Source organism: Pseudomonas lundensis (assembly GCF_001042985.1).
GTDB lineage: Bacteria > Pseudomonadota > Gammaproteobacteria > Pseudomonadales > Pseudomonadaceae > Aquipseudomonas > Aquipseudomonas lundensis.
The window spans coordinates 342481-368731 of the sequence record NZ_JYKY01000001.1 but is presented as its reverse complement, the minus strand read 5'-3'; the positions used below and the strand labels follow the sequence as shown (position 1 = coordinate 368731).

The following is a 26251-nucleotide window of genomic DNA, read 5'->3' as shown; positions in this document are numbered from 1 at the left end:
ACAATTGGTGCAGCCGTTGATGGAGTGACGACTGCGCCTTTTTTTGCGCCTGTTCGTTAGCGAGCTATCCAGTACACTGGGCGGCATTCCGCCACAGGCCACCGCGCCTGTGCCTTTGCGCCTACAGGTGTACTGATGACCAGCCTGAATCAATCCGCCCCGTCCAAACCCGCCATTCGCAGTATCCTCGTGGCCTTGATGCTGGCCATTTTCCTGGGTGCGCTGGATCAAACCATCGTTGCCGTGTCCATGCCTGCCATTTCGGCACAGTTCAAGGATGTCAGCCAACTGGCGTGGGTGATTTCCGGCTACATGGTGGCCATGACCGTGGCCGTGCCGATTTACGGCAAGCTCGGTGATTTGTACGGCAGGCGCCGCTTGATGCTGTTTGGCATGGGCCTGTTCACCCTGGCGTCGTTGTTTTGCGGGGTGGCGCAAAACATGGAGCAACTGGTGCTGGCGCGGATCATTCAGGGCATTGGCGCTGGCGGCATGATCTCGGTGAGTCAGGCGATCATCGGCGACATCGTGCCACCACGCGAACGCGGCCGTTATCAGGGCTACTTCAGCGGCATGTACGCGTTGGCCAGTGTCGCCGGGCCCGTGTTGGGCGGTTTCATGACGCAATACCTGTCGTGGCGCTGGGTGTTTTGGATCAACCTGCCGCTGGGGCTGGTGTCATGGTGGATTGCCAGTCGCACGCTGGTGGGCCTGCCGATTGCGCAGTGCACGCCGATCATTGATTACCTGGGCACGGTCTTGATGATCGTCGGCCTGACCTCGCTGCTGCTGGGCATCACCTTTATCGGTCAGGGCCACAGCTGGCGCAGCGATCAGGTGCTGATGCTGCTGGGCGCGGCAGTGTTCGCCCTGCTGCTGTTTGTGTGGCACGAGCATCGGGCGCGCGAGCCACTGCTGCCGATGCACTTGTTTGCCAATCGCAATGCCGTGTTGTGCTGGTGCACGGTATTTTTCACCAGCTTTCAGGCCATCTCGCTGGTGGTGTTGATGCCATTGCGTTACCAAAGCATCACCGGTGCCGGGGCAGACAGCGCGGCCCTGCACTTGTTGCCGCTGGCAATGGGCTTGCCCATCGGCGCGTATGTGGCCGGGCGCATGACGTCGGTGACCGGGTATTACAAGCCGATGATTCTGGGCGGCGCCGCGCTGATGCCGTTCGCCATTTTGGGCATGGCCTACAGCCCGCCGGGCGCGGAACTCTTGAGCGGGGTGTTCATGCTGTTGAGCGGAATCGCTTCGGGCATGCAATTTCCCACGTCATTGGTGGGCGCGCAAAATTCGGTGGCGCAACGCGATATCGGCGTGGCCACCAGCACCACCAACCTGTTTCGTTCGCTGGGGGGCGCCGTGGGCGTGGCCTTGATGTCGGCGCTGCTGTTGGCGTTACTGCACGACTCGCTGAGCACCCCGGTCATGGGCCGCCCGTTGCTGGGTGAAGGCAGTACGGGGAATGTGCTGCTCGATGGCCTGAACGCGGTGCAAGGCCCGGCACTGGATAACCTGCGGGCCGAGCTGCAAATCACCTTCCGCCACCTGCTGAGCATCAGCGCCGCGTTTTCGTTGCTGGGGCTCGGCGCGGCGCTGGCAATGCCCAATCAGGTGCTGCGCGGGCGTGAAGACAAGGCCACGTAGCACCGCCAGACTTTGGGTTATTTGGCGCTGATCTGCTTTTGCAGGTTCTGGATCTGACTTTGCAACGTGTTGATGTTGCGCGTCACCTGCCCGCGGAACAGGTCAAACTCCACGGTGCTGCCTTGGGCCGGGGCGGCTGCGGGGCGGGTTTCCAGTTCACTTTTAAGCACCAGTAAATCCTGCTCCAGACGCTGGAGGGCGGCGGCCGGATTGCCCTGCTTTTTCAGCGTGGCCACGTCGGCGCTCACGCTTTTGAGCTGCGCGTCCAGTTTGCCCTGCTCGGCCACGCTGGCTTTGAGGGTCGCCAGTTCCGTACCCAACGCTTTCACCTCAGTACTTAACTGGGTGTTGCTCGCCTGCTGCGCCGAGACCTGGGCCACCAGGGCCGCGTTTATCTGCTCGAAGCGCTTGTCCAGCTCACCTTGCTGACCGGCCACCGCGCCTTGCTGTTGCTGGTGTTGTTCAAGGAGTTTTTCTTCCAGTTGCTTGATCTGCAACTTCAAGGCTTCGCTGCCGCTGTTGATCGTGGACTCGCTGGCCACCACCTTGCCGGAAATAGCCTGCAACCGGCCTGCCGCTTCTTCGCTGATGCGGGCAAAACTTTCCTGGGTCGCCACCAGTTGCTGTTCCATCATCGACAGCTGCTGGAAGCTCCACCACGCCAACCCGGCAAACGCCAACAGCACGGCGCCGAGCAAGGCCCATAACGGGCCGGTGGTGGGTGCTTTGACCTTGATCACAGGCGTGGCGCGCGAATACACCGTGGTGCGCTCGCGGGCTGCTGCGCCCAGGGGCTGTTCATCATGGTCATCGACCGTGGCTCGTAGGGTCGGGACATCATCGAAGTCGTCGCGGGCATCGTTACGCATGGCAAACCTTATTTAAAACCTGAGTGAAAGCTGTATGGCGCGAGTATAAACCTCGGACTCGCACCCTGATCGTCCTTGAACCTTCGTCAGGCTCATCGGTATTACGGGGGTTAACGGTAAGGCGACTCCTGGGCTTTCCACCAGCCGCAGAATTCATCGAGCGCCGCCCATAGCGAGACTTTGGGGTCGTAGTCCAGATAATGCCGGGCGCGGCTGATGTCGAGGGTGAAGTCTTTGCTCATTTCCTGGGTGCGCAGGCGCGTGCGAGTTGGCTCGGGCTGACCGGGCCACAGTGTACAGGCCACTTCACTGAGCGCACTCATGCTGTAGGCCGAGGCGTAGCCCCGATAACGCGTGACCTGAGCCACGTTCATTTGCCGCATCACGTAATTGACCACGTCCCAGAAGGGTATCGGCGTGCCGTTACTGATGTTGTAGGCCTTGCCCAAGGCCGAGCCGGTGGCCAACAAACCACTGAGCAACGCTTCGTTGAGGTTTTGCACGCTGGTGAAGTCAACTTTGTTCAGGCCGTTGCCTATGATCGCCAGACGCCCTTTACGCTGTTGTTGCAGCAGACGCGGGAACAGGCTCATGTCGCCAGCGCCGGTGACCATGCGCGCGCGCAGGGCAATCACTTCCAGTCCGAACTCCTGCGCACCAAAGACTTTTTGCTCGGCCAGGTGTTTGGTCGCGGCATACGTGTGGCTAAAGCGCTTGGGCACCTGTTCTTCTGTCAGGCCCACGTGTGAACGGCCGTCAAAATACAGCGACCCCGAGGACAGGAGCACCAAGCGGCGCACCCGCTGTTTCAAACAGGCTTCGACCACGTTTTCCGTGACCAGCACATTGTCGCGCTGTAACTCTTGCGCGCGCGCCCAGGCACTGACAGCGCCCGCGCAATGCACCACGGCGTCGATATCGACGCACAGGTCACGCACCAGCAAGCCATCGGTCAAATCACCCGGGATAAACTCAGCCCCGCGTCGTACAAGGTGTTCAACACCGTCGGCACGACGCCCGCTGACCCGTACGTCAAAGCCCTGCTCCAGGGCAAAACGCGCAAAGCGTCCGCCAATGAAACCGCTTGCGCCGGTGACCAGAATCTTCATCAATCGCTCCAAATACTCTATGCGTGCTGCCTGCTGTTTAAACGTCTGATGTCAGGCCAAAGGCACTAACCAGCGTGACGCTGACCGCGATAAATGCTCGGTCAGTTGCCCCAGCAGTTGTCCACCGTTACGCCAATGATGCCAGTACAGTGGCACGTCGATGGGTTTATCTGGCACAAGCTCCACCAGTGTTGCGTTTTCAAGTTGCTCGCGTACCTGCAATTCAGGCACCAGTCCCCAACCCAGCCCTGCTTCGGTCAGGCGGATAAAACCTTCGGAAGACGGGCACAAGTGGTGTTCAAAAACACCGTCTACTCCCAGCGAAGCCAGGTAGCGATGCTGCAGGAAATCGTCCGGGCCAAACACCAGCGCCGGGGCCTTGGGCAATAACGCCGCGCTCACACCGCTGGCAAAGTGCCGGGCAATGAATGCCGGGCTGGCCAGCGCCCGGTAGCGCATGGCGCCCAGCAACACGCTGCGCGCCCCCGCCACCGGCCGTTCGCTGGCACATAAACAGGCGGCCACTTCACCGGCGCGCATGCGTTTGAGGCCCACGGTCTGATCCTCTACCACCAAGTCCAGCAGCAGATGGTGCTCCGCGCAAAAATCCCCCACGGCCGGTGCCCACCAGGTCGCCAGGCTGTCGGCATTCAAGGCGATGCGCAGACGTTCCGGCAGCCCCTCGTCGTCCAGTGCAGGCACTGCGCTTTGCAGATCGCGCTCCAGCAAACGCACCTGTTGAACATGGTTCAGCAGGCGGCGACCGATCTCGGTCGGGCTGGGCGGCGTGGCACGCACCAGCACAGGCTGGCCGATGCGCGCCTCCAGCAATTTGATGCGTTGCGAAATCGCCGATTGTGACAGCCCGAGCACCTGCGCCGCACGCTCAAATCCCGCTTGTTCCACCACGGCCGCCAGGGCGGAGAGTAATTTATAGTCGAACATCAGTTTTCCTAATGAGCGATCAGCAATATTGGTTTTTCTTATACCGCTAATACCCCGAGAATAGCCAGCAGCACACCTCTCCTCCCGCTGTAGTTCAACGAGTACTTCTTATGTGGCAAAGCTACCTGAACGGTCTGTTGGTCGCGTTCGGCCTGATTATGGCCATCGGCACCCAAAATGCATTCGTGCTGGCGCAAAGCCTGCGCCGTGAACATCACTTACCGGTGGCCGCCTTTTGTGTGGTCTGTGATGCCCTGCTGGTAGCGGCCGGGGTGTTTGGGCTGGCCACGATCCTGGCGCAGAACCCGGTGCTGCTCAGCGTTGCCCGCTGGGGGGGCGCGGTGTTTTTGCTGTGGTACGGCACGCAGGCCTTGCGCCGTGCGTTCGCCAACTCAAGCCTTGAACAATCGGCAGGCCAGACCGCCCGTTCGCTAAAAGCCGTGATGCTCAGCGCACTGGCGGTTACGCTGCTCAACCCCCACGTCTACCTCGATACCGTGCTGCTGATCGGTTCGCTGGGCGCGCAACAAAGTGTGCCGGGCGCTTATGTGATCGGGGCCGCCAGTGCTTCGCTGCTGTGGTTCTTCACCCTGGCCCTCGGCGCTGCATGGCTGGCGCCGTGGCTCGCACGTCCCGGCACCTGGCGCCTGCTCGATTTGCTGGTGGCGGTGATGATGTACACCGTGGCGGTGCAATTGATCGTCGCCGGGTGATTAAATACCGGGAAATACTTGCCAGACGAAACGCATCGACTTTTTCCATCAATCGCGCTGGAACCTCTATTCCACACAGTTGTTGCGTGGTTAAGCCGCCACCCCGGTGCTATGATCTTGCCCCTGCGCCGCAAAGAGTAAAAAACTCATCGGCGCGTGTTTGGCCGCCCGTGATCGGCCTTGCGCTCATCGCAACTGACCTGATTAGGAGAATCACCATGGCTTTCGAATTGCCGCCACTGCCGTACGCACACGATGCCCTGCAGCCGCACATCTCCAAAGAAACCCTGGAATATCACCACGACAAGCACCACAACACCTACGTCGTGAACCTGAACAACCTGGTACCAGGTACAGAATTCGAAGGTAAAACCCTGGAAGAGATCGTCAAGACCTCTTCGGGCGGCATCTTCAACAACGCAGCTCAAGTGTGGAACCACACGTTCTACTGGAACTGCATGACGCCAAACGGTGGCGGCCAGCCAACCGGCGCACTGGCTGACGCGATCAACGCTTCGTTCGGCTCGTTCGACAAGTTCAAAGAAGAATTCAGCAAAACCTCCATCGGCACCTTCGGTTCCGGCTGGGGCTGGCTGGTGAAAAAAGCAGACGGTTCCCTGGCCCTGGCCAGCACCATCGGCGCCGGCAACCCGCTGACCAGCGGCGACACCCCGCTGCTGACCTGCGACGTTTGGGAACACGCTTACTACATCGACTACCGCAACGTACGTCCAAAGTATGTTGAAGCGTTCTGGAACCTCGTTAACTGGACATTCGTGGCTGAGCAGTTCGAAGGCAAAACCTTCACCGCTTAAGTACGGCGCCAGACAAAAAACCCGGCATTGCCGGGTTTTTTTTGGCCACGCGAAAGTTGCGACGTCGCTGGCCCCGAAGCTCACGCGAGCTAGACTCACACCACAGAAATTTTCTTCGCTTGGTGCTCAAGTTCAGCACAGGCCAGACCGACACAGTGTGCACAGCGTTACCGTATTAAAGTTTTAAAGGCGAAGAGTGTCCGCGAGGGATTACCCACAGTCATGGCTACTTGATATCATCCGCCAGAAACAAGGAAGCGCTCTTTGAAGCTGGAACTCAAAAACAGCTTGTCAGTCAAGTTGCTCCGGATCGTGCTGCTGTCGGCACTGATCGTCGGGGTGGTGTTGAGCTGCGCGCAGATTGTGTTCGACGCCTACAAGACCCGGCAGTCGATCAACAGCGACGCCGAGCGTATTCTCGACATGTTCCGCGACCCCTCCACTCAGGCCGTCTACAGCCTGGACCGAGAGATGGCGATGCAGGTCATCGAGGGCCTGTTTCAGGACGATGCGGTGCGTCAGGCCTCCATCGGCCATCCCAAAGAAACCACGCTGGCTGAAAAATCCAGGCCATTGCGAGAAGCCACCAATCGCTGGCTGACGGATGTATTTCTGGACAAGGAACGGACATTCGTCACCCCGCTGGTGGGCCGCGGGCCTTATAGCGAGTACTACGGCGACCTGACCATCACCCTTGATACCGCCAACTATGGCGACGGTTTTTTGATCAATTCGGGGATTATTTTCATCTCAGGCGTCTTGCGCGCCTTGTTGATGGGGCTGGTGCTGTACCTGATCTACCACTGGCTGCTGACCAAGCCCCTGTCACGCATGATCGAGCACCTGAGCACCATCAACCCGGACCGCCCCAGCCAGCATTTGCTGCCTTTACTCAAGGGCCACGAGAAAAACGAGCTGGGCATCTGGATCAACACGGCCAACCAGTTACTGACCTCCATCGAGCGCAATACCCACCTGCGCCATGAGGCTGAAAACACCTTGCTGCGCATGGCCCAGTACGACTTTCTGACCGGGCTGCCCAATCGCCAGCAATTGCAAACCCAGCTCGCCAAGATCCTGTTCGATGCCGGTCGCTTGCAGCGCCGGGTGGGGGTGTTGTGCGTGGGGCTGGACGATTTCAAAAGCATCAACGAACAGCACGGTTATCAAACCGGCGACCAACTGCTGATGGCCCTGGCTGACCGCCTGCGCTCGCACAGCGGTCGGCTGGGGGCACTTGCCCGCCTGGGGGGTGATCAGTTTGCGCTGGTGCAGGCCGATATCGATCAGCCTTATCAGGTCGCGGAGTTGGCGCAGTGCATTCTCGACGACCTGGAAACCCCGTTCCTGCTGGCCGAACAATCCATCCGGCTGAGGGCCACCGTCGGCATTACCCTGTTCCCGGAAGACGGTGACACCAGCGAAAAACTGCTGCAAAAAGCCGAACAGACCATGACCTTGGCCAAGTCACGCTCGCGCAGCCGTTATCAGTTCTACATCGCCAGTGTCGACACCGAGATGCGCCGTCGGCGTGAGCTGGAAAAAGACTTGCGCGACGCCCTGCTGAGCAATCAGTTGTACATGGTGTACCAGCCGCAGATCCGCTACAGCGACCATGAGGTGGTGGGTGTCGAGGCGCTCTTGCGTTGGCAGCACCCCGTTCACGGCATGGTGCCGCCTGATTTGTTTATCCCGCTGGCCGAGCAAAACGGCAGCATTATTGCTATCGGGGAATGGGTACTGGATCAGTCCTGCCGCCAATTGCGCGAATGGCACGATCAGGGTTTCACCGAACTGCGCATGGCGGTCAATCTGTCGACCGTGCAATTGCACCACGCGGACTTGCCGCGAATGGTCAACAACCTGTTGCAAATCTACCGTTTGCCACCCCGCAGCCTTGAACTGGAAGTCACTGAAACCGGCCTGATGGAAGACATCAGCACGGCCGCGCAACACCTGCTCAGCCTGCGCCGCTCCGGTGCCCTGATCGCCATTGATGACTTCGGTACCGGGTATTCATCGCTCAGCTACCTCAAGAGCCTGCCGCTGGACAAGATCAAGATCGACAAGAGCTTTGTGCAAGACCTGATCGACGACGACGACGATGCCACCATCGTGCGGGCCATCATTCAGCTCGGCAGAAGCCTGGGCATGCAGGTGATTGCCGAAGGTGTCGAAACCCTTGAGCAGGAAACGTATGTCATCAACGAAGGCTGCCACGAAGGCCAGGGTTACCTGTACAGCAAACCGTTGCCAGCGCGCGAGTTGAGCGTTTTTCTGAAGCAGGGCCAGCGCAACAATGTCGCCATTATGTAAATCCGTGTTTCAAGGTTTGCGGTGTATCCGGGTGAAAGAGACGTAAATAGGAAATATTTACAACGCTAACCCTTTACACAAAATGCAAATCTTTCGCATCATGTCGCCATCGTTTTGTGCACTCGCACACGTGTCCCACCTCTCGAAGCAGGATGTTCGCCATGATTCGTTTGCCTCTGGCCTCCGCCAGTTTGCTGGCCATTGCTATTTCACTCGCCGGTTGTGGCGACAAAGACCAAGAAAAAAACACAGCAGCTCCAGCCCCTGCCGCCGCAACGACTCAGGCAACGCCGGCGGCTGACATCAGCGCGGTGAAAATCGACGAAGCCGCCGCCAAAGCCGTGGTAGCCCATTACGCCGACATGGTTCACGCCGTGTACAGCGACGCGCAAAGCACCGCGAAAAAACTGCAAACCGCCATCGATGCCTTCCTCGCCAACCCCAATGACGACACCCTGAAAGCCGCCAAGGCCGCGTGGGTTGAAGCGCGTGTGCCGTACCTGCAGAGCGAAGTATTCCGCTTCGGTAACACCATCATTGACGACTGGGAAGGTCAGGTGAACGCCTGGCCACTGGACGAAGGCTTGATCGACTACGTTGACGCCAGCTACGCTCACGCACTGGGCAACCCGGGCGCCAACGCCAACATCATCGCCAATACCCAGATCCAGGTGGGCGAAGACAAAGTCGACGTCACCGAAATCACCCCTGAAGTCCTGGCCAGCCTGAATGAACTGGGCGGCTCGGAAGCCAACGTGGCCACCGGCTACCACGCCATTGAATTCCTGCTGTGGGGTCAGGACCTGAACGGCACCGGCCCTGGCGCGGGCAACCGTCCGGCCTCTGACTACCTGGAAGGCCAAGGCGCCACCGGCGGCCACAACGACCGTCGTCGCGCGTACCTCAAAGCCGTGACCCAACTGCTGGTCAACGACCTGGACGAAATGGTCGGCAACTGGGCGCCCAACGTGCCGGACAACTACCGCGCCTCGCTGGAAGCCGAGCCGGTACAAAACGGTCTGCGCAAAATGCTGTTCGGCATGGGCAGCCTGTCGTTGGGCGAACTGGCGGGCGAGCGCATGAAAGTGTCGCTGGAAGCCAACTCCCCTGAAGACGAGCAAGACTGCTTCAGCGACAACACCCACTACTCGCACTTCTACGACGCCAAAGGCATCCGTAACGTCTACCTGGGTGAGTACCTGCGTGCCGACGGCACCAAGATGACCGGCCCTAGCCTGTCCTCGCTGGTGGTGGTGGTTGACCCGGCGGCTGACGCGACGCTGAAATCCGACCTGGCCGACACCGAAGCCAAGATTCAGGTCATGGTGGATCGCGCTGCCAAGGGCGAGCACTACGACCAACTGATCGCCGCAGGTAACGAATCGGGCAATCAGGTGGTGCGTGATGCCATCGCCGCACTGGTCAAGCAGACCGGCGCCATCGAACAGGCCGCCGGCAAGCTGGGCATCAGCGACCTGAACCCGGACAACGCCGATCACGATTTCTGATTCGTTGCGTCTGTGCGCATGACAAAAGGCGACCTGCGGGTCGCCTTTTCACGTGATGAGACGCCTTGACTGCCGTAAGTCAAACCAAACGCTAATTCCTCTTATTTCAATTCTCCTTCCCTGCTAGACTTTGTGCCCTCGATTTTGCTCGTAGAACTGGACGCTGATGCCTTCGTTGCTTCTTCGCCTGTCGCTGCTGCTCGTGGCCTTGGGCCTGGGCGGTTGTGACGATGCCCCGCGCTTTACCAAACCCGAGCCTGGCGAAGCCCGCTCCGGGGGAGCCACCACGGTGCGCAAAACCGACCAGAACGCCTTTTCTTTACCGTCTGCCAATCTGGCACCCAGCCGGCGTCTGGATTTCAGTGTCGGTAACAGCTTCTTCCGCAGCCCATGGGTGATCGCGCCCTCGACCACCACCGCGCGCGACGGCCTGGGCCCGCTGTTCAATACCAATGCCTGCCAGAACTGCCATATCAAGGACGGTCGCGGCCATCCGCCCGCTCCCACTGCGAAAAACTCGGTGTCGATGCTGGTACGCCTGTCGATCCCGGATGACCCGACGTTTGCCACCCTGATCGAGCAAGCCGGTATTGTTCCCGAGCCTACCTATGGCGGCCAGTTGCAGGACATGTCGGTGCCCGGCGTCGTCCCGGAAGGCAAAGTGCGCGTCGACTACAAGCCGGTTTCCGTCCGGTTCAAGGACGGCACCGAAGTCGAGCTGCGCAAACCAGCCTTGCAGATCACCCAGTTGGGCTATGGCCCGATGCACCCGGACACCCGTTTTTCGGCACGCATTGCCCCGCCCATGATCGGCCTCGGGCTGCTCGAAGCCATCCCCGAAGCCGCGATCCTGGCCAACGCCAAAGACGACAACGCAGGCGGGGTGTCCGGGCGCCCCAATTGGGTCTGGGATGACGCGAAACAAAAAACGGTGTTGGGCCGATTTGGCTGGAAAGCCGGTCAACCGAACCTCAATCAACAAAATGTTCACGCCTTTTCTGGTGATATGGGGCTCACCACGTCTTTGAGACCCTTCGATGATTGCACCCAAGCCCAAACGGCATGCCTTGAAGCGCCCAATGGCAACGGCGCGGACGGCGAACCCGAAGTCAGCGACAACATTTTGCGCCTCGTGGAGTTCTATACCCGCAACCTCGCCGTGCCGGCACGCCGTGATGTCGGGGCGCCCGAGGTACTGGCCGGGAAAAACCTGTTCTACAAGGCCGAGTGCGTGGCGTGCCATACGCCCACCTTCACCACCGCACCCGACGCCGCCGAGCCCGAACTGGCCAATCAGGTGATTCACCCCTACAGCGACTTGCTGCTCCACGACATGGGCGAGGGCCTGGCCGACCACCGGACCGAGTTTGCCGCCAGTGGTCGCGAGTGGCGTACGCCGCCGCTGTGGGGGATCGGCTTGACCCAAAACGTTAGCGGCCATACCCAGTTTTTGCATGACGGTCGCGCCCGCAATCTGCTCGAAGCCGTGCTGTGGCATGGCGGCGAAGCCGAGCCGGCGCGCCAGCACGTTTTACAGTTCAATGCCGAGCAGCGCGCTGCGTTGCTGGCGTTCCTGAATTCTCTTTAAACGCCTACACGATCGGGGACCCCGACATGTTTCGACCCAAGTTGTTGTTCACCAGCCTTGCCGCGCTAGCCCTGGGCGCGTGCGCCCCCCAGGACCCGCAAGCGGTTACCTCGGCTGCGATCGCCAAACAGGTAATCCTGCCCACCTACAGCCGCTGGGTAGACGCCGACCGTCAACTGGCCGTCAGTGCATTGGCCTATTGCCAGGGCAAGGAAACGCTCGACACCGCGCGGGCCGATTACCTGCACGCACAGAAAGCCTGGGCCGAACTGCAACCCTTGCTGATCGGGCCACTGGCTGAAGGCAACCGTTCGTGGCAAGTCCAGTTCTGGCCGGACAAAAAAAATCTGGTCGGCCGTCAGGTCGAGCAACTGGTCATCGCCCAACCGCAAATTGATGCCGCCGCACTGGCCAAATCGAGCGTCGTGGTCCAGGGGTTGTCTGCTTATGAGTACATCCTGTTCGACAGCAAAATCGACCTCGCTGACGAGGCCACCAAAGCCCGTTACTGCCCGCTGCTGAGCGCCATTGGCGAACGTCAGAAGCAACTGGCCGAAGACATTCTGGCGAGCTGGAACAGCACCGACGGCATGCTGGCGCAAATGACCAAGTTCCCGAACCAGCGCTATGCCGACTCCCACGAAGCCATCGCTGACTTGCTGCGGGTTCAGGTCACTGCACTGGACACCCTGAAGAAAAAACTCGGCACGCCGATGGGCCGCCAGAGCAAAGGCATCCCGCAGCCCTTCCAGGCTGACGCATGGCGCAGCGAGTCGTCGCTCAAAAGCCTGGCCGCCAGCCTCGCCGCTGCCCGGACGGTGTGGGTCGGTGTCGACAACAAGGGCCTGCGCGGCCTGCTGCCTGCCGATCAAAAACCGCTGGCTGACAAGATCGATGCGGCATACGACGCTTCGCTCAAACTGTTCAATGACAACACCCGGTCGCTCAATGAGCTGCTGGCTGACGACGCCGGCCGCGCTCAACTGGATGCGATCTACGACAGCCTGAACGTGGTTCACCGCCTGCACGAAGGCGAGCTGGCCAAAGCGTTGGGCATCCAGTTGGGCTTTAACGCCAACGACGGCGATTAATGAAGGAAGGTTCGATGATCCGCAGGCAAGCTTTGAAACTTGGCGGTTTACTGCTCAGCGCCGTCACGCTGGGCGGCTGGTCGCTGTTCAAACAGAAGGGCCAAAGCCCGCTGTTGCTCAGTGCCCGTGACGACGTCGACGGCAATCACTTCGCCGTCGGCTACACGCTCGACGGCACCCAGGTGTTCAGTACCCAGGTCAAGCAACGCTGCCACGACATCATCAACCACCCGACGCAGCCCATTGCGCTGTTCGTGGCCCGACGTCCAGGCACCGAAAGCTACCTCATCAGCCTCACGGACGGGGCGTTGCTGCAAACCCTCACGTCGCTGCCCAATCGTCACTTTTATGGCCATGCCGTGATTCACAAGGACGGCGAATGGCTCTACGCCACTGAAAACGACACGACCGATCCGGGCCGCGGATTGTTAGGGGTTTACCGCTTTGAAGGCGATCGCCTGATTCACAGTGGAGAGATCCCGACCCATGGCGTCGGCCCGCACCAAGTGTCGTGGATGCCGGACGGTGAAACCCTGGTGGTGGCCAACGGCGGCATTCGCACCGAAGCCGAAAGCCGCGTCGAGATGAACCTCAACGCCATGGAGCCCAGCCTGGTACTGATGCAACGCGACGGCACCCTGCTGAGCAAAGAGACCTTGAGCCAGCAGATGAACAGTGTGCGGCACTTGGGCATTGCCAGCGATGGCACCGTGGTGGCCTGCCAGCAGTTCATGGGCGATGCCCACGAGTTGTCGGAGTTATTGGCGATCAAACGGCCGGGCCAGCCTTTCGAGCCTTTCCCTGTGGCTGAACAACAGCTGCGCGCCATGGGCCATTACACGGCCAGCGTCGCGGTGCACAGTGATCTGCGGCTGGTGGCATTGACGGCGCCGAGGGGCAATCGGTTTTTTGTCTGGGATCTGGACAGCGGCGCGGTGCGCCTGGATGCGCCATTAGCGGATTGCGCGGGTGTAGCGGCGGTGAAGGACGGTTTTGTGGTGACCTCGGGGCAAGGCCGGTGCCGGTTCTATGATTGCCGACAACCGCAATTGACTGCCCAACCTCTGGATCTGCCAGCCGGGCTTTGGGACAACCATTTACACGTGATGTAAAGCAGACGCCGGATTAGCAATTGCCGTGGGAGCGCGTCGCCGGGGGTCGGTCCGGCGACTGCTATAGAACGCCTCTGACATGTTTTCAACTCTGTGGACGTAACCCCTGGGACATACCGAACATGAACAGCAGCAAGTCGTGATCGGGCTTGGCCACGCTCTCAACCTTGGCCACCCTCGGCAACGGGCAGTGATTGCCACTGAGGGTGGCGCTCAATACCTGTGGCTTGGGTTGCTCCCAGGCGGCCAGCGCCACTGACGCAATGGCCAGTGCAGCCAGCAAAAACAAACCTCGTGCAATTTCTCGCTTCATCACCGTAAACCTTTGATGGCGCTGCCAAACACCGTTTCGTAAAAGTAGATGAGTTTGCGCCAGTCGGTATCGCTCCACGACGAATGGCGTCGTAACTGTTTCAGATCGTGCGAAGCCGCTTTATACGGCGTCAGACGTTGCCTGCATTTCTCCAGATCCAGCAGCGCGGCATCGACCTGTACGGCCTGTTCTGTGCCCGTGACCCGCACAAAAACGTGTTTGATATAAAGGCATCCGTGCTGCCAGCGCCCCAAGTGCATGCGCGCCAGGTTCTGTGCCACGGCTTGAAGCACCCGGTCGTGCACCGCTTCGCCGTACTGCTCGCGACCGCCGGCGGCGTACCAGTCTTGAATTTCGATATAACCGTTCAGCGCCGATGTGACCAACAAGGCACGCCATTGTTTGTCTTGCGCCTGTTTGGCGCCGCAAAACACCAACTCCGGCACGTTCACCTTCAGTTCGCTCAACCCGAGCAGGGCATCTCGTTCGCGCAGCACCGTCGGGCGCCCCTGTGGGTAGCGCCAGCTGCGGTAAATATGACCCACTTGACGCTTGGCATAGAGCAACTTGCCATCTTCATGAATCCTTTGTACGCCACTCTCCCCGCCCCGCCGCCGGTTGGGTTCTTCAACCCATTCACCTTCCTGGCGCCAGTAATGTTCAAAGCAATCTTCAGTGGACATCGGGGGTTGCTGTACAAAAAAAACGGTCATGAGCTATCTCTTGCGTAATACGTAAACCCGCCACATCGCGTACAGCGGAATAAAATCCAGATGCTTCTGAATGGTGAAACCAGCCTTCCTGAACTCGTCCTCAACTGTAACAACAGGTAACACAAATCTATTTTGGTAACCCTCCTGCACAGGTGAGGCACCGCGTCGACGTTCAAGGCGCTTGCGTTTCCACGCCTTGAAATTGCCATCGACCCACAGAGAAATAATCACACTGTCGCGGCTGACACGATGAAACTCACGCAATAGAGCCATCCGATGACGGGCATCACCGATATGGTGGAGCAGGCGCATGCAAAAAATACTGTCAACCGCGTTATCGGGCAGGTCGATATCGAAAGCAGATGTCTGCAAACGGCGTACCCGTTTGACCACTTCGTCGGGTTGCGCCTTTGAAGCCACATCCAGCATAGACGCTGAATTGTCCGCGCCAATGATTTCACGATTATGTCTTTGCGCCAGCAACGGCCAAAAACGCCCCGCGCCGCAGGGCAAATCCAGCACCACTCCAGGATCACCGGCCAACGCCAGGGCATGGCGGGCCAATTGTTCGTCCCGGGCATGGGACAAGCGCCGTGCCAAACCGTTCTGGTGCTTCAGCAGATAATTCGAGGCGTGTTGCTGATCGTACTTTTCAGAAAATTTGAGTTTGATGGCGGGGCTCATGATGGCTCTCCTGAAGCGTGTAGCCATCACCTTAATCAGGCGGCTGTGAGCTTCAGGTCATCAACGAGTGAAAAAAACGTGTTGTAAACCCCGCAAGAGTTGCAAGGTTTTACAGGCTAGAAATAGTGGCGCAGGGCCACTTATCGACTAAAAGCTCTAGTTTTGCGACAGCCTGCAGGGCGCAAGCCGTCGCAAAAAAAACTCAATCCGAAGGGTTGAGTTCAACGCGGAATCGGCAGCCATTGGGCTCCATGGTGGTGAGCGTCACGCGCCAGCCCTGGCTGTCACAGATTCGCTGCACCAGCGACAACCCCAGCCCAAGCCCTTCTCCGCGTTTTTCGCTGCCGCGCACGAAGGGCTGGAACATCGCCTGACGTTTCTCTTCCGGGATCCCTACGCCGCTGTCTTCCACCACAAAACCGGTCGGTTCGAGGGTCAGTCGGATGAAACCGGTGTCGGTGTAATGCAAGGCATTACGCAGCAAGTTGCCCATCACTGCATGCAGAAAAGTCGCGTTGTAGAGCGTATCCAGAGGGTCGCCCGGCTGATAGATCAGTTCCAGCCCTTTGGCTTCGATAGGCCCGCGCCATAAGCTGATGAGGCCTTCAGCCACTGTCGAGAGGTTGACCTTGGGCGACATGCTGGCGTCCTCATGCTGCGCACGCGCCAGCATCAGGAAGGTCTGCACCAGTTCACGCATTTCTTCACACGCGCGGGAAATCCGCTCAACCTGCGAACGACTGCGCTGATCCAGGGCCGGGCTTTCGAGCAACAGCTCGCAGGAACTGGCCAGTACCATCAAGGGCGTACGCAATTCATGGCTGACGTCACTGGTAAACAGGCGTTCACGCGTGAGGGTAGCCCGCAACCGGCCCAGGGTGGCGTCAAAAGCCACGGCCAGTTCACCCACTTCGTCAGCGGCATAATCGGGCGCCAGCGGCGGCGCCAGCCCAAGGAGCTGGTCGCGGTGACGAACTTGCCGCGCCAGCCTGACCACGGGAGCCATCACCCGGCGTGCCAGCACCCACCCCAGAAACACAGCCAGCGCCAGCGCCAGTACAAAGCCCACCAGCACTACGGCAAACAGCACCCGTTCGCGCTCTTCGAAATCACTCTGGTCTTGCAGCAATACGTAGCGACGCCCGTCCACCACTTCCACCATGGCGTGATACGACAGCTGATCGCGAAATACTTCGTGGAAGCCCGGCTCCAGATGTCGCAAATCCTTGGGCAAGGCGAAATCGCCGCGCCCGCCACTGTAATAAAACAGCTGATCCGGCTCGGGACGGTGGTTCCAGTCCGCCACATTGTCCATCAGCAGCAGACGCTGCAAGTCGCCGCCCAGGCCCGCCGAAATGAGCTTCTCTTCCACCAGGTGCACGGTGGCCACGATGCCCATGGCGAACGTCCCCGCGACCAGCGCGCTCATCAGCGCAAACGCAATGATGATCCGCTGGGCGAGGCTTTGCTTAAACTCCATCGCGTGCCTCGGCGAGGCGATAGCCCACGCCATGCACGGTTTGCAGCAGCGGCTTGTCGAACGGTTTGTCGATCACTTGACGCAATTGATGAACGTGGCTGCGCAGGCTGTCGCTGTCGGGGCAGTCATCGCCCCACAAGGCTTCTTCCAGCACTTCACGGCGCAACACGTGAGGGCTTTTTTGCATCAGCACCGCCAGCAGCTTGAGGCCCACCGGGTTGAGCTTGAGCAGGCGGCCCTGGCGCGTGACCTCAAGGGTGTCGAGGTCGTATTTCAGATCCGCCACTTGCAACTCGCGACGCCCGCCGCCCTGGGCACGGCGCAGCACGGCTTCGATGCGGGCCGCGAGTTCCGACAAGGCGAACGGCTTGAGCAGGTAGTCATCGGCCCCTGATTTGAACCCCTGCAAACGGTCGTCCAATTGATCCCGCGCGGTGAGCATGATGACCGGCGTATCGCGACGCGCATCTTCACGCAGGCGTTTGCACAAGGTGTAGCCATCAATGCCGGGCAACATGATGTCGAGCACGATCAGGTCGTAATGCTCGGTGGCTGCCAGATGCAAGCCTGACAAACCGTCTTGCGCGCAATCCACGGTATAGCCTTTAAGCCCCAGGTAATCAGCCAGATTGGCGAGGATATCGCGGTTGTCTTCAACCAATAGAATTCGCATGGGCACTTTCTCCGTACGCAGTTACGGCCGTCTTGGCCCGCGCAGCTTAGTGCGAACCACGCCGCAGGGCCAGCGCCACAAGGCGTTCCGGCTATTTAGTTGAGTGTCATCAAGGCTTAACATTTTTTTCACCTGCGATTCACAAGTGGCCGACAGCTCCCTCAGCAGACTTGCGCACCCCACGGGTTTACGGAAAAACAACCATGCGTCTGCTGCACACCGCGCCAATGCGCTATCTCCTTCTGTTGACAGGCTGTTGGCTGGCAACCTTTCTCATGACCCGAGGCCTGTTGCTGGTCACCCATTGGGGGGAAGCGGGACACCAATGGCTGCCGGTAGTGGGCGTTGGCCTGGTCTACGACCTTGGGTTTTTGACTTACGCCGCGTTGCCTCTGGGCCTTTATCTGTTGTTGTGCCCGCCTGCGCTGTGGCGTCGACGGGGGCATGGCTGGTTTCTGCAAGGGTTACTGGGTGTCAGCTTATTTGCCATGCTCTTCACGGCCGTGGCGGAGTGGTTGTTCTGGGACGAGTTCGGCGTGCGCTTCAATTTCATCGCTGTCGACTACCTGGTGTATTCAGATGAAGTGCTCAATAACGTGCTGGAGTCCTATCCAATAGGTGCTTTGCTCAGCGCCATTGCAGCGACGGCCATTGCCTTGTGCTTTGCTCTGCGCAAACCCTTCAATGCCGCCATGAATGCGCCACTGCCCACGGTGCGCACCCGCGTGGCCAGCTTCGCCGGTCTGGCGCTGCTTGCTGGCCTGAGCGCGCAACTGCTCGATCAAGATAACCCCCGTGGCCAAGGCGGCAATGCCTACCAGCACGAACTGGCAAGCAACGGGCCTTATCAATTTTTCGCGGCCTTTCGCAACAACGAGCTGGATTACCCGCAGTTCTACGCCAGCCTCCCCGCTGAGGTGGTGGCCAAACAATTGCGCGCCGAGCTGACAGAGCCCAACGCGACGTTTGTGGGCAAAGACCCGCTGGATATCCGCCGCACGATCGACAACCCCGGGTCGCCCATCCAGCCCAATATTGTGCTGGTGACCATCGAAAGCTTGAGCGCCAAGTACCTGGGCAGCAACGGCGATGACCGCCAGCTCACGCCAAACCTTGACCGGTTGCGCCAAGAAAGTCTGTATTTCAATAACTTTTATGCCACTGGCACCCGCACCGATCGCGGCCTGGAAGCCATTACGCTGGCCATTCCACCGACACCGGGACGCTCCATCGTCAAACGTATTGGCCGGGAAAGCGGTTTTGCCAGCCTGGGCCAGCAACTCAACGCCGTCGGCTACGACAGTGTGTTTGTGTACGGCGGGCGTGGTTACTTCGACAACATGAATGCGTTTTTCAGCGGTAACGGCTACCGCGTGGTGGACCAAAGCAGCGTGAACGAAGCTGACATTCACTTCAAAAACGCGTGGGGCATGGCCGATGAAGACCTGTACCGCGAAACCCTGAAACTGGCCGATGCTGACTATGCGCAGAACAGGCCGTTTCTGTTGCAATTGATGACCACCTCAAACCACCGTCCTTATACGTACCCGGACAACCGGATCGATATCAAGTCGGGGAATGGCCGTGACGGCGCAGTGAAATACACTGACTACGCCATCGGCCAGTTCCTGAACGATGCCCGCAAGAAACCGTGGTTCGACAACACGATCTTCATCTTCGTGGCCGACCACACGGCGGGAAGCGCCGGCAAAGAAGACCTGCCGATCGCCAATTACCAGATCCCGTTGTTCATCTATGCACCCAAGCTGATCCAGGCCCGGGAAAGCGCACAACTGGCCAGCCAGATCGACTTGGCGCCGACCCTGCTCGGCCTGTTGAACATGGATTATCAGTCCACGTTTTTCGGCCGCAACCTGCTGCAAGATAACCCGCTGCCGCCACGGGTGGTGGTGGGCAACTACCAGCACCTGGGGCTTTTCGACGGCAACGACCTGGCGATTTTGAGCCCGCGCCAAGGCTTGCGTCGCCACGACCAGGCACTGACCGCCAGTGTTGAATCCCGCGTACCGGCCACCGATGCGCTGATTGAGCGGGCAATCACCTATTACCAGACCGCCAGTTATGGCTACAAACAGCAGTTATTGAGTTGGAAACCCGAGCAGGCTGTGCCCGAACAGGTCACAAAACGCTAAAGCGAAAGCGCAGCTGCGTGCCTTATACGGCACGCAGCCGTGAGATCGCCAGGCCACGGCGGCAGGTGTTCCCCACTTCAAGAGCATGTTGCGCCGCTAACGACCTGAACACGGAGCCTCCCTAAAACCGCAGACAATAAAAAGCCCCGCCTGATTACTCAGGCGGGGCTTTTGCGTATCGGGGTAAGGCTGGCTGTCGGGTAAGAAACGGCCATTACTGACCGTCCCTCCCCTAAGAACTGTACGTGCGAGTTTCCCCGCATACAGCTCAAGCCTTTGTAAGCCCTTTCTCAGTTGAAAGAGCCGGTGCCGCACTGTGTAACTGTCGATGACAGTTGGGATGCAACAACACCAGATTGCCCAGCTCGTCGCATCCGCCCTTGTGCCGCTCGATAACATGGTGAATGTTCCACCCGCTTTCGAACGTAATCAACTGCTTGCACATCGGGCAGCGCTTGCTCTGGCCAAGCCACAGCGTCAGCGTCTTCCGCTTCCCCTCGTCCGAGCTTCGCCACGCATATTCCAGCCGTTGCTCGAAGTACATCTCGTCCTCTGGGGCGTATGGGTTAGCCTCCGCCTTGATCTTGGTGTGCCGCTTGATCGGCGTATCGCTGGCGTACAACAAGTGGAGCAGTTTGCCGCTGGGGTGTAGCCCGGAGAATACCCAACTACGTGTTCCCACGCGCTTGAAGTATTTTTCCTTGATCCAACGTTTGCAGCGATTCAGATGTCGCCGCCTGCACCATCGCCATAGCAATTTCCAGATCCTGTAATCCACGTAGTTGAAGGTCTGCTTGGCGACAATCGGCCGATGATAATTGGCCCAACCCCGAATAACTGGATTGAGCTGCTTGATCAACAGGCTGGCCGGTGCCGCTTTGTTCGCTTCAACCAACGCCTTAACCTTGGCCAGAAATGCTTTCACGTTCTTGTGGGCTGGCTTTATCAGCAGCTTGTCACCGTACTTGCGAATATTCTGACCGAGGAAATCGAACCCATCCGATACATGCGTGAACAACGTTTTCTCCACCGCAAGGCTCAACCCCCGCTCGGCCATGAAGGCTTCGACGAGTGGCTTCACCTCGTTTTCCAGCAGCTCTTTCGAGATGCCGGTGATGACGAAATCATCTGCGTATCGCACATAGTTGACCTTGGTCTTGTAGCTGGCTTTGGTATTACGCTGCCCGAACCGAGATTCGAACTCCTTTTCCAGTCCATCAAGGGCCAGGTTGGCCAATACGGGCGAGATGATCCCTCCTTGCGGAGTTCCCGCCCCTGTCGGATTCAATCGACCGGATTCCAAATATCCCGCTTTCAGCCATTTCCTTAGAACCACTTTGTCCATCGGGACGTTAGTGATCAGCCAGTCGTGACTGATGTTGTCGAAACATCCCTTTATATCGCCCTCCATGACCCACTGCGCAGAATGCTTGCGACCGAGATTGACGAACAATTGCTCGATTGCATCTGCCGTGGAACGGTGAGGGCGAAAGCCATAGGAATTTCGGTCGGCTGTGGTCTCAGACACCGGTTCAAGTGCCAGCAGGTATAACGCCTGCATCGCTCGATCCAGCATCGTCGGAATCCCCAGCGGTCTACGCTGGCCATTTGCTTTGGGAATGTAAATCCGCCGCAGTGGCCGGGGCTTGTAGCCCCTGCGCTCTAACCGAAAAACTGCCTTCCATTTGCTTTCAGGCGTGCTCCAGGTTTCCCCATCGACGCCGGGAGTCCTGCGACCCCGGTTTTCAGTGACCCGTTTAACCGCCAATACCTTGGCGGCAAACGAGCGAACCAGCATACGCTGCAAGGTTTTCACCTGCCGCCATTGCTGATTCTTGGCTGCCTTCGCGATCCGTACCTGTAGCCCTCGCACCTGTCGATGACCTGTTTCCCAGTCTATCGAATGCCAACTGATGGCCAGATGGGAGGACGCAGGTACTTCTATTTCAGACGCACTCATCTTGCTTTTCCTCCAGAGAAGATTTCCCCAGAGGGCAGTAGACGCACGTCGCCTTTGTGGGGGAGTGAGTACACTGCCCCGCAAGGGATTTCTATGAGTTAGACGCAGCCGGTCAAACCGACAAACGTCTGTTCTTGATGGCTTTACAGGCCTTCTCGCGATCAAAGACCAGTCGGAAGTCAGCACCGTTTCCAGTCAGGGCAGAGCCCTTATCCAACCCCATTACAGGGAGGCATTCGCTTTATCCGACATCCTCTACCCGCATTTTCAACAGTCTTCCTCACGGTCGACCTGCCTTGCCATACAGGCCAATGGCGAAAATACGGGCTTACCGAGTTCCATAACCGTCACAAGGATGGGTTAGGCCCTGCCTATTCACCGATGACTCAATGTCAGCGTGCCCCCAGATGTAAAAGGGACAACCAGTCATGCACCATTTTGGTCAAAGCCTATCAGCAACTTTGGCTCCATGCGGTTGACGGTGTTTATCAGCAGTTCACTTACGTTGGCCATACCAACCAGCCTAGCGTCTCACCCGCGTGTTGCTCGCAGGGTCTGCATGGTGCCTCGCGGCGACCACACACCACAGAATCATGGGACTACATTGTCAGGAAGCTTCGCACCCCGCCGTTACCAGCGACGCACTATCCCTAGGCTACTTTTGGCTGAACAAAAGGTCTCGCGCCCCTCTACCTTGCGGTTTCCGGGTGAGACAATGACAGCTATGGCTTGCGCCCTATAGATAGGAGCAGGCCAGCTCTTTGGACACGATTTCCCATACCTCCCTCGCAGTGATTCAAAATCTGCAAGCTCAGTACGCATATCGTTCTGATGATTTCCAGAGAGAAAATCACGATATATAGGCGACATTACGCCGAATTCTAAGCACCTTGTGAGTGCCGGAAATCCGGGTTTTGACGCCCGGACTTCGGGTTTTTTAAGCTGTTTCTGCGGGAAAGTGATCACCGGTTCAACCGGTGATCACCTAAGATGTAGCCCGCTAGGTGCTTCTACCTATAGCGACTCTCGTCGCACTACATCATGCCGCCCATACCACCCATGCCGCCCATGTCTGGCATGCCGCCGCCAGCTGGTTTGTCTTCCTGGATCTCGGCGATCATCGCTTCAGTGGTGATCATCAGGCTGGCAATCGACGAAGCCGCTTGCAGAGCCGAACGGGTCACTTTAGCCGGGTCAAGGATACCCATTTCGATCATGTCGCCGTATTCGCCAGTGGCCGCGTTGTAACCGTAGTTACCCGAACCCTGCTTCACTTTGTCGACCACTACGCTTGGCTCGTCACCGGAGTTGGCAACGATCTGACGCAGAGGCGCTTCTACTGCACGACGCAGCAGCGCGATACCGACGTTTTGATCAGCGTTGTCGCCTTTCAGCTCAGAGATGGCCTGCAGAGCGCGAACCAGTGCCACGCCACCGCCAGGTACCACGCCTTCTTCAACGGCTGCACGGGTAGCGTGCAGGGCGTCTTCAACGCGGGCTTTCTTCTCTTTCATTTCAACTTCAGAACCGGCACCTACCTTGATCACAGCAACACCGCCGGACAGCTTGGCCAGACGCTCTTGCAGTTTTTCACGGTCGTAGTCAGAAGTGGTATCAGCCACTTGTGCACGGATCTGGGTCACACGTGCCTGGATGTCCGCATCGTTGCCAGCACCATCGATGATGGTGGTGTTTTCTTTGGACAGGATCACGCGCTTGGCGTTACCCAGGTGCTCCAGGGTGGTGCTTTCCAGGCTCAGGCCGATCTCTTCGGAGATAACGGTACCGCCCGTCAGAACGGCGATGTCCTGCAGCATGGCTTTGCGACGGTCGCCGAAGCCAGGTGCTTTTACGGCAGCGACTTTCACGATACCGCGCATGTTGTTCACAACCAGCGTCGCCAGGGCTTCGCCTTCAACGTCTTCGGCCACGATCAGCAGTGGACGGCCGGCTTTTGCAACGGCTTCCAGAACTGGCAGCATTTCGCGGATGTTGGAGATCTTTTTGTCAACCAACAGGATCAGCGGACCGTCAAGCTCAGCCACCATGGTGTCTGGCTTGTTCACGAAGTAAGGAGACAGGTAACCGCGGTCAAACTGCATGCCTTCAACCACAGACAGTTCGTTTTCCAGGCCCGAGCCTTCTTCAACGGTGATCACGCCTTCTTTGCCGACTTTTTCCATGGCTTCGGCAATGATGTCGCCGATGGAGTTGTCGGAGTTGGCAGAGATAGTACCTACCTGAGCAATCGCTTTGCTGTCAGCGCAAGGCTTGGCCAGTTCACGCAGTTCTTTGACAATAGCGATGGTCGCTTTGTCGATACCGCGCTTGAGGTCCATCGGGTTCATGCCGGCAGCGACGGCTTTCAGGCCTTCGTTGACGATCGATTGAGCCAGAACGGTTGCAGTGGTAGTACCGTCACCAGCGTCGTCGTTGGCACGGGAAGCAACGTCTTTAACCAGTTGCGCGCCCATGTTTTCGAAGCGGTCTTTGAGCTCGATTTCTTTAGCAACGGACACGCCGTCCTTGGTGATGGTCGGAGCGCCGAAGCTCTTCTCGATGATCACGTTACGGCCTTTAGGGCCCAAGGTCGCTTTTACTGCGTCAGCCAGGACGTTGACACCGGCGAGCATTTTCTTACGGGCGGAATCGCCAAATTTAACTTCTTTAGCAGCCATGATCGTTCTTCCTTAAATACTGTGTAGTAACGGGAAAATGAGCGGGAAATCAGCCTTCGATAACAGCGAGAATCTCGTTCTCAGCCATTACCAACAGGTCTTCGCCGTCTACCTTCACGGTGTTGCTGCCGGAGTAAGGGCCGAACACGACTTTGTCACCCACTTTCACGGCCAGCGCACGCACTTCACCGTTGTCCAGAACGCGACCCGTGCCCACGGCGATCACTTCACCGCTGTTGGCTTTTTCGGCAGCCGAACCAGGCAGAACGATACCGCCAGCGGTTTTCTTTTCTTCTTCGCTGCGACGGATTACGACGCGGTCATGCAGAGGACGAAGCTTCATTGTCGATCTCTCCTAATTGTGGTGTTCATCGGCCGGTGTCATACCGGCTGGGTTTACAAGTCCGGAATTGCCGGGGGTGTTTCGCGGATAAGTGCTTGCTGTTGCCAGCAAAACCCTGCGGTGTCCGTTACATGAGGGCGACCGTGGTGATTACAAGGGTCGACCCATGATTTTTTTTGCGCGCTCTCGCGGCTAAAAACGAACACGGCACCGAAGTGCCGTGCTGTAAAAGCTGAAGCGTTTTACTTGTCGCGGTGCTCAAACTCACCTTCGATCACATTGGGTTCACGCCCCAAGGGCTGGTGTGTACCGGGACGCGCCGTGGCATCGAATTCATCCGCAAAGGCACGCTGGCGCATGGCTTGCTCTTCAGCGCGTTTGCGCAAGCGATTGACCAGCAGACTGCGAACCGGTGGCAGCAGCAACAGCAAACCGGCGATGTCGCTGATAAAGCCGGGCAGCACCAGCAAGCCACCGCCCAACGCCATCATCAAACCGTGGAGCATTTGTTCGGCAGGTAACTCGCCGCGATTCAAACTTTCGCGCGCGCTGAGTGCCGTCGCCAATCCGGCGACCCGCACCACAAGAATCCCCAGCATGGAGCCAGCAATGATCAGCAACAACGCGGGGAAAAAACCAATCGCGGTGCTGACCTTGAAAAAGACGTACAGCTCTAGCACGGGAAACAACAGAAAGAGCAATAGAAAAGCGCGCATCAAATGATTCCTCTCCGGAAGAATATCTTCCAACTCAACCTAGATGACGGCGCTTGGCGCTGAATTCAAGGTCAGGCTGGCTGTTTTTTCGGCCATTCGCTGGCGCGGGCCAGAAGAACCAGGGCTTCGCGCGCTTGTATCGGGGTGTTGCAGCTCTCAGGAAAGCCTAGCCAATAAAGCCCCTCACCGATGCGCAAATGCATGCCCTCGCTGTCTATTCCGACCAGTACGGCAGGTGTGGTTTGCGGCAACCCGGCTAACTGCACGTAATGCTGAATGGCATTGGCATGGTCGTCGTTCATGTGCTCAACCATGCGCAGCTCGACCTGCCCGGCAAACGGGTTGGCCAACGTCACCTGATCCAGCCAGTGGATGGCACCAAACCCGCCGATATAACGATGGCGCACCGGTTTTAGCACCCAGAAATCAAAATCGTGGGCCGTGTGATAGCTGCGGGACTCGGGGAAGTAGCGGTAATAACGCTCGGCAGCCGCTTCAATGGCCGCTGCATCAGTCAACTGCTCGGCTTCGGCCATCACGGTCAAACGCCCTACAGCCTGTACGTCCTCTGCCCCACGCTCGCCAACCATCAACGAGCACTTGGGGTCTTGACGCAGGTTATGGGTGTGTTGGGCAATGCGGCTGATGAGAATCAAGGGACGGCCTTGATCGTCCAGGCAATACGGCACCACCGAGCCGAACGGGAAGCCCGGCATCGCCTTGGACTGCGTCGCCAGTGCTCCACGGTATTCCTTGAGCAGTAATTCTCGGGCATGCTTGGCAGCTTCAACGCTCAATCTGTGACTCCTTATAAAAAAT

22 protein-coding genes are annotated in these 26251 nt (G+C 58.5%); 9 read left to right on the top strand and 13 right to left on the bottom strand.

What is annotated here, in order from left to right:
* The first annotated feature begins 135 nt into the window (after positions 1-135).
* A complete protein-coding gene (locus TU74_RS01655; RefSeq protein WP_048374717.1) occupies positions 136-1653 on the top strand; it encodes an MDR family MFS transporter in 1518 nt (505 codons plus the stop codon).
* Between the two features lie 17 nt (positions 1654-1670).
* Here TU74_RS01655 and TU74_RS01650 read toward each other — a convergent pair whose 3' ends face one another.
* The 3 genes from TU74_RS01650 to TU74_RS01640 form a co-directional block, all read right to left on the bottom strand.
* Positions 1671-2522 (bottom strand): hypothetical protein, encoded by an 852-nt coding sequence (locus TU74_RS01650; protein ID WP_048374715.1) that lies wholly within the window; start codon positions 2520-2522, stop codon positions 1671-1673.
* Between the two features lie 110 nt (positions 2523-2632).
* Entirely contained in the window at positions 2633-3631 is a 999-nt protein-coding gene (locus TU74_RS01645) for an NAD-dependent epimerase/dehydratase family protein (RefSeq protein ID WP_048374712.1), read from the bottom strand.
* Between the two features lie 51 nt (positions 3632-3682).
* Positions 3683-4576 (bottom strand): LysR family transcriptional regulator ArgP, encoded by an 894-nt coding sequence (locus tag TU74_RS01640; RefSeq protein WP_047274210.1) that lies wholly within the window; start codon positions 4574-4576, stop codon positions 3683-3685.
* A gap of 110 nt (positions 4577-4686) precedes the next feature.
* On the opposite strand from TU74_RS01640, the gene TU74_RS01635 reads away from it, so the two are divergent.
* The 7 genes from TU74_RS01635 to TU74_RS01605 all read left to right on the top strand — a co-directional run bounded on the left by TU74_RS01635 (position 4687) and on the right by TU74_RS01605 (position 13719).
* On the top strand, positions 4687-5289 hold the full coding sequence (locus tag TU74_RS01635; RefSeq protein ID WP_047281151.1) for a LysE/ArgO family amino acid transporter: 603 nt from the start codon (positions 4687-4689) through the stop codon (positions 5287-5289).
* 218 nt (positions 5290-5507) lie between these two features.
* Positions 5508-6104 carry a superoxide dismutase gene (locus tag TU74_RS01630; RefSeq protein WP_047274206.1) on the top strand — a complete coding sequence of 199 codons (597 nt, stop codon included), beginning with the start codon at positions 5508-5510 and terminating at the stop codon, positions 6102-6104.
* Positions 6105-6368: 264 nt separating this feature from the next.
* Entirely contained in the window at positions 6369-8420 is a 2052-nt protein-coding gene (locus TU74_RS01625; RefSeq protein WP_048374710.1) for a putative bifunctional diguanylate cyclase/phosphodiesterase, read from the top strand.
* Positions 8421-8581: 161 nt separating this feature from the next.
* Entirely contained in the window at positions 8582-9928 is a 1347-nt protein-coding gene (locus tag TU74_RS01620) for an imelysin family protein (RefSeq protein ID WP_047274202.1), read from the top strand.
* A gap of 166 nt (positions 9929-10094) precedes the next feature.
* A complete protein-coding gene (locus TU74_RS01615; RefSeq protein ID WP_048374708.1) occupies positions 10095-11516 on the top strand; it encodes a di-heme oxidoreductase family protein in 1422 nt (473 codons plus the stop codon).
* 26 nt (positions 11517-11542) lie between these two features.
* The gene (locus tag TU74_RS01610; protein ID WP_047274198.1) at positions 11543-12607 is read left to right on the top strand and encodes an imelysin family protein; all 1065 of its coding nucleotides are present in this window, start codon (positions 11543-11545) and stop codon (positions 12605-12607) included.
* Between the two features lie 14 nt (positions 12608-12621).
* Positions 12622-13719 carry a DUF1513 domain-containing protein gene (locus tag TU74_RS01605; RefSeq protein ID WP_048374705.1) on the top strand — a complete coding sequence of 366 codons (1098 nt, stop codon included), beginning with the start codon at positions 12622-12624 and terminating at the stop codon, positions 13717-13719.
* A gap of 85 nt (positions 13720-13804) precedes the next feature.
* On the opposite strand, the gene TU74_RS01600 is transcribed toward TU74_RS01605, so the two are convergent.
* The 5 genes from TU74_RS01600 to colR all read right to left on the bottom strand — a co-directional run bounded on the left by TU74_RS01600 (position 13805) and on the right by colR (position 17582).
* Positions 13805-14032: a hypothetical protein gene (locus tag TU74_RS01600; RefSeq protein WP_047278615.1), complete on the bottom strand. Its 228-nt coding sequence runs from the start codon at positions 14030-14032 to the stop codon at positions 13805-13807.
* Positions 14032-14745: a lipopolysaccharide kinase InaA family protein gene (locus TU74_RS01595; RefSeq protein ID WP_048374702.1), complete on the bottom strand. Its 714-nt coding sequence runs from the start codon at positions 14743-14745 to the stop codon at positions 14032-14034. The genes TU74_RS01600 and TU74_RS01595 overlap by 1 nt, the downstream gene beginning before the upstream one ends.
* Before the next feature lie 3 nt (positions 14746-14748).
* Positions 14749-15429, bottom strand: coding sequence for a class I SAM-dependent methyltransferase (locus TU74_RS01590; RefSeq protein WP_047278619.1), 681 nt, complete (start codon positions 15427-15429; stop codon positions 14749-14751).
* Positions 15430-15631: 202 nt separating this feature from the next.
* Positions 15632-16909: a sensor histidine kinase gene (locus tag TU74_RS01585; RefSeq protein ID WP_047278621.1), complete on the bottom strand. Its 1278-nt coding sequence runs from the start codon at positions 16907-16909 to the stop codon at positions 15632-15634.
* Entirely contained in the window at positions 16899-17582 is a 684-nt protein-coding gene (colR, locus tag TU74_RS01580) for a two-component system response regulator ColR (protein ID WP_047274185.1), read from the bottom strand. The genes TU74_RS01585 and colR overlap by 11 nt, the downstream gene beginning before the upstream one ends.
* A gap of 203 nt (positions 17583-17785) precedes the next feature.
* Here colR and TU74_RS01575 point away from each other — a divergent pair, with 203 nt between their 5' ends.
* Complete coding sequence (locus TU74_RS01575; protein ID WP_048374700.1) at positions 17786-19735, top strand: LTA synthase family protein; 1950 nt, start codon at positions 17786-17788, stop codon at positions 19733-19735.
* A 268-nt stretch (positions 19736-20003) separates the two neighbouring features.
* On the opposite strand, the gene ltrA is transcribed toward TU74_RS01575, so the two are convergent.
* From ltrA to TU74_RS01550, 5 genes are all read right to left on the bottom strand, one after another.
* Positions 20004-21695 carry a group II intron reverse transcriptase/maturase gene (gene ltrA, locus TU74_RS01570; protein WP_082149792.1) on the bottom strand — a complete coding sequence of 564 codons (1692 nt, stop codon included), beginning with the start codon at positions 21693-21695 and terminating at the stop codon, positions 20004-20006.
* A gap of 1034 nt (positions 21696-22729) precedes the next feature.
* The gene (groL, locus tag TU74_RS01565; RefSeq protein ID WP_047274181.1) at positions 22730-24373 is read right to left on the bottom strand and encodes a chaperonin GroEL; all 1644 of its coding nucleotides are present in this window, start codon (positions 24371-24373) and stop codon (positions 22730-22732) included.
* 49 nt (positions 24374-24422) lie between these two features.
* A complete protein-coding gene (locus TU74_RS01560) occupies positions 24423-24716 on the bottom strand; it encodes a co-chaperone GroES (RefSeq protein WP_016779794.1) in 294 nt (97 codons plus the stop codon).
* Positions 24717-24958: 242 nt separating this feature from the next.
* Positions 24959-25432: an FxsA family protein gene (locus TU74_RS01555; RefSeq protein WP_048374698.1), complete on the bottom strand. Its 474-nt coding sequence runs from the start codon at positions 25430-25432 to the stop codon at positions 24959-24961.
* Between the two features lie 71 nt (positions 25433-25503).
* Complete coding sequence (locus tag TU74_RS01550; protein WP_048374696.1) at positions 25504-26229, bottom strand: HugZ family pyridoxamine 5'-phosphate oxidase; 726 nt, start codon at positions 26227-26229, stop codon at positions 25504-25506.
* Positions 26230-26251 lie beyond the last annotated feature (22 nt).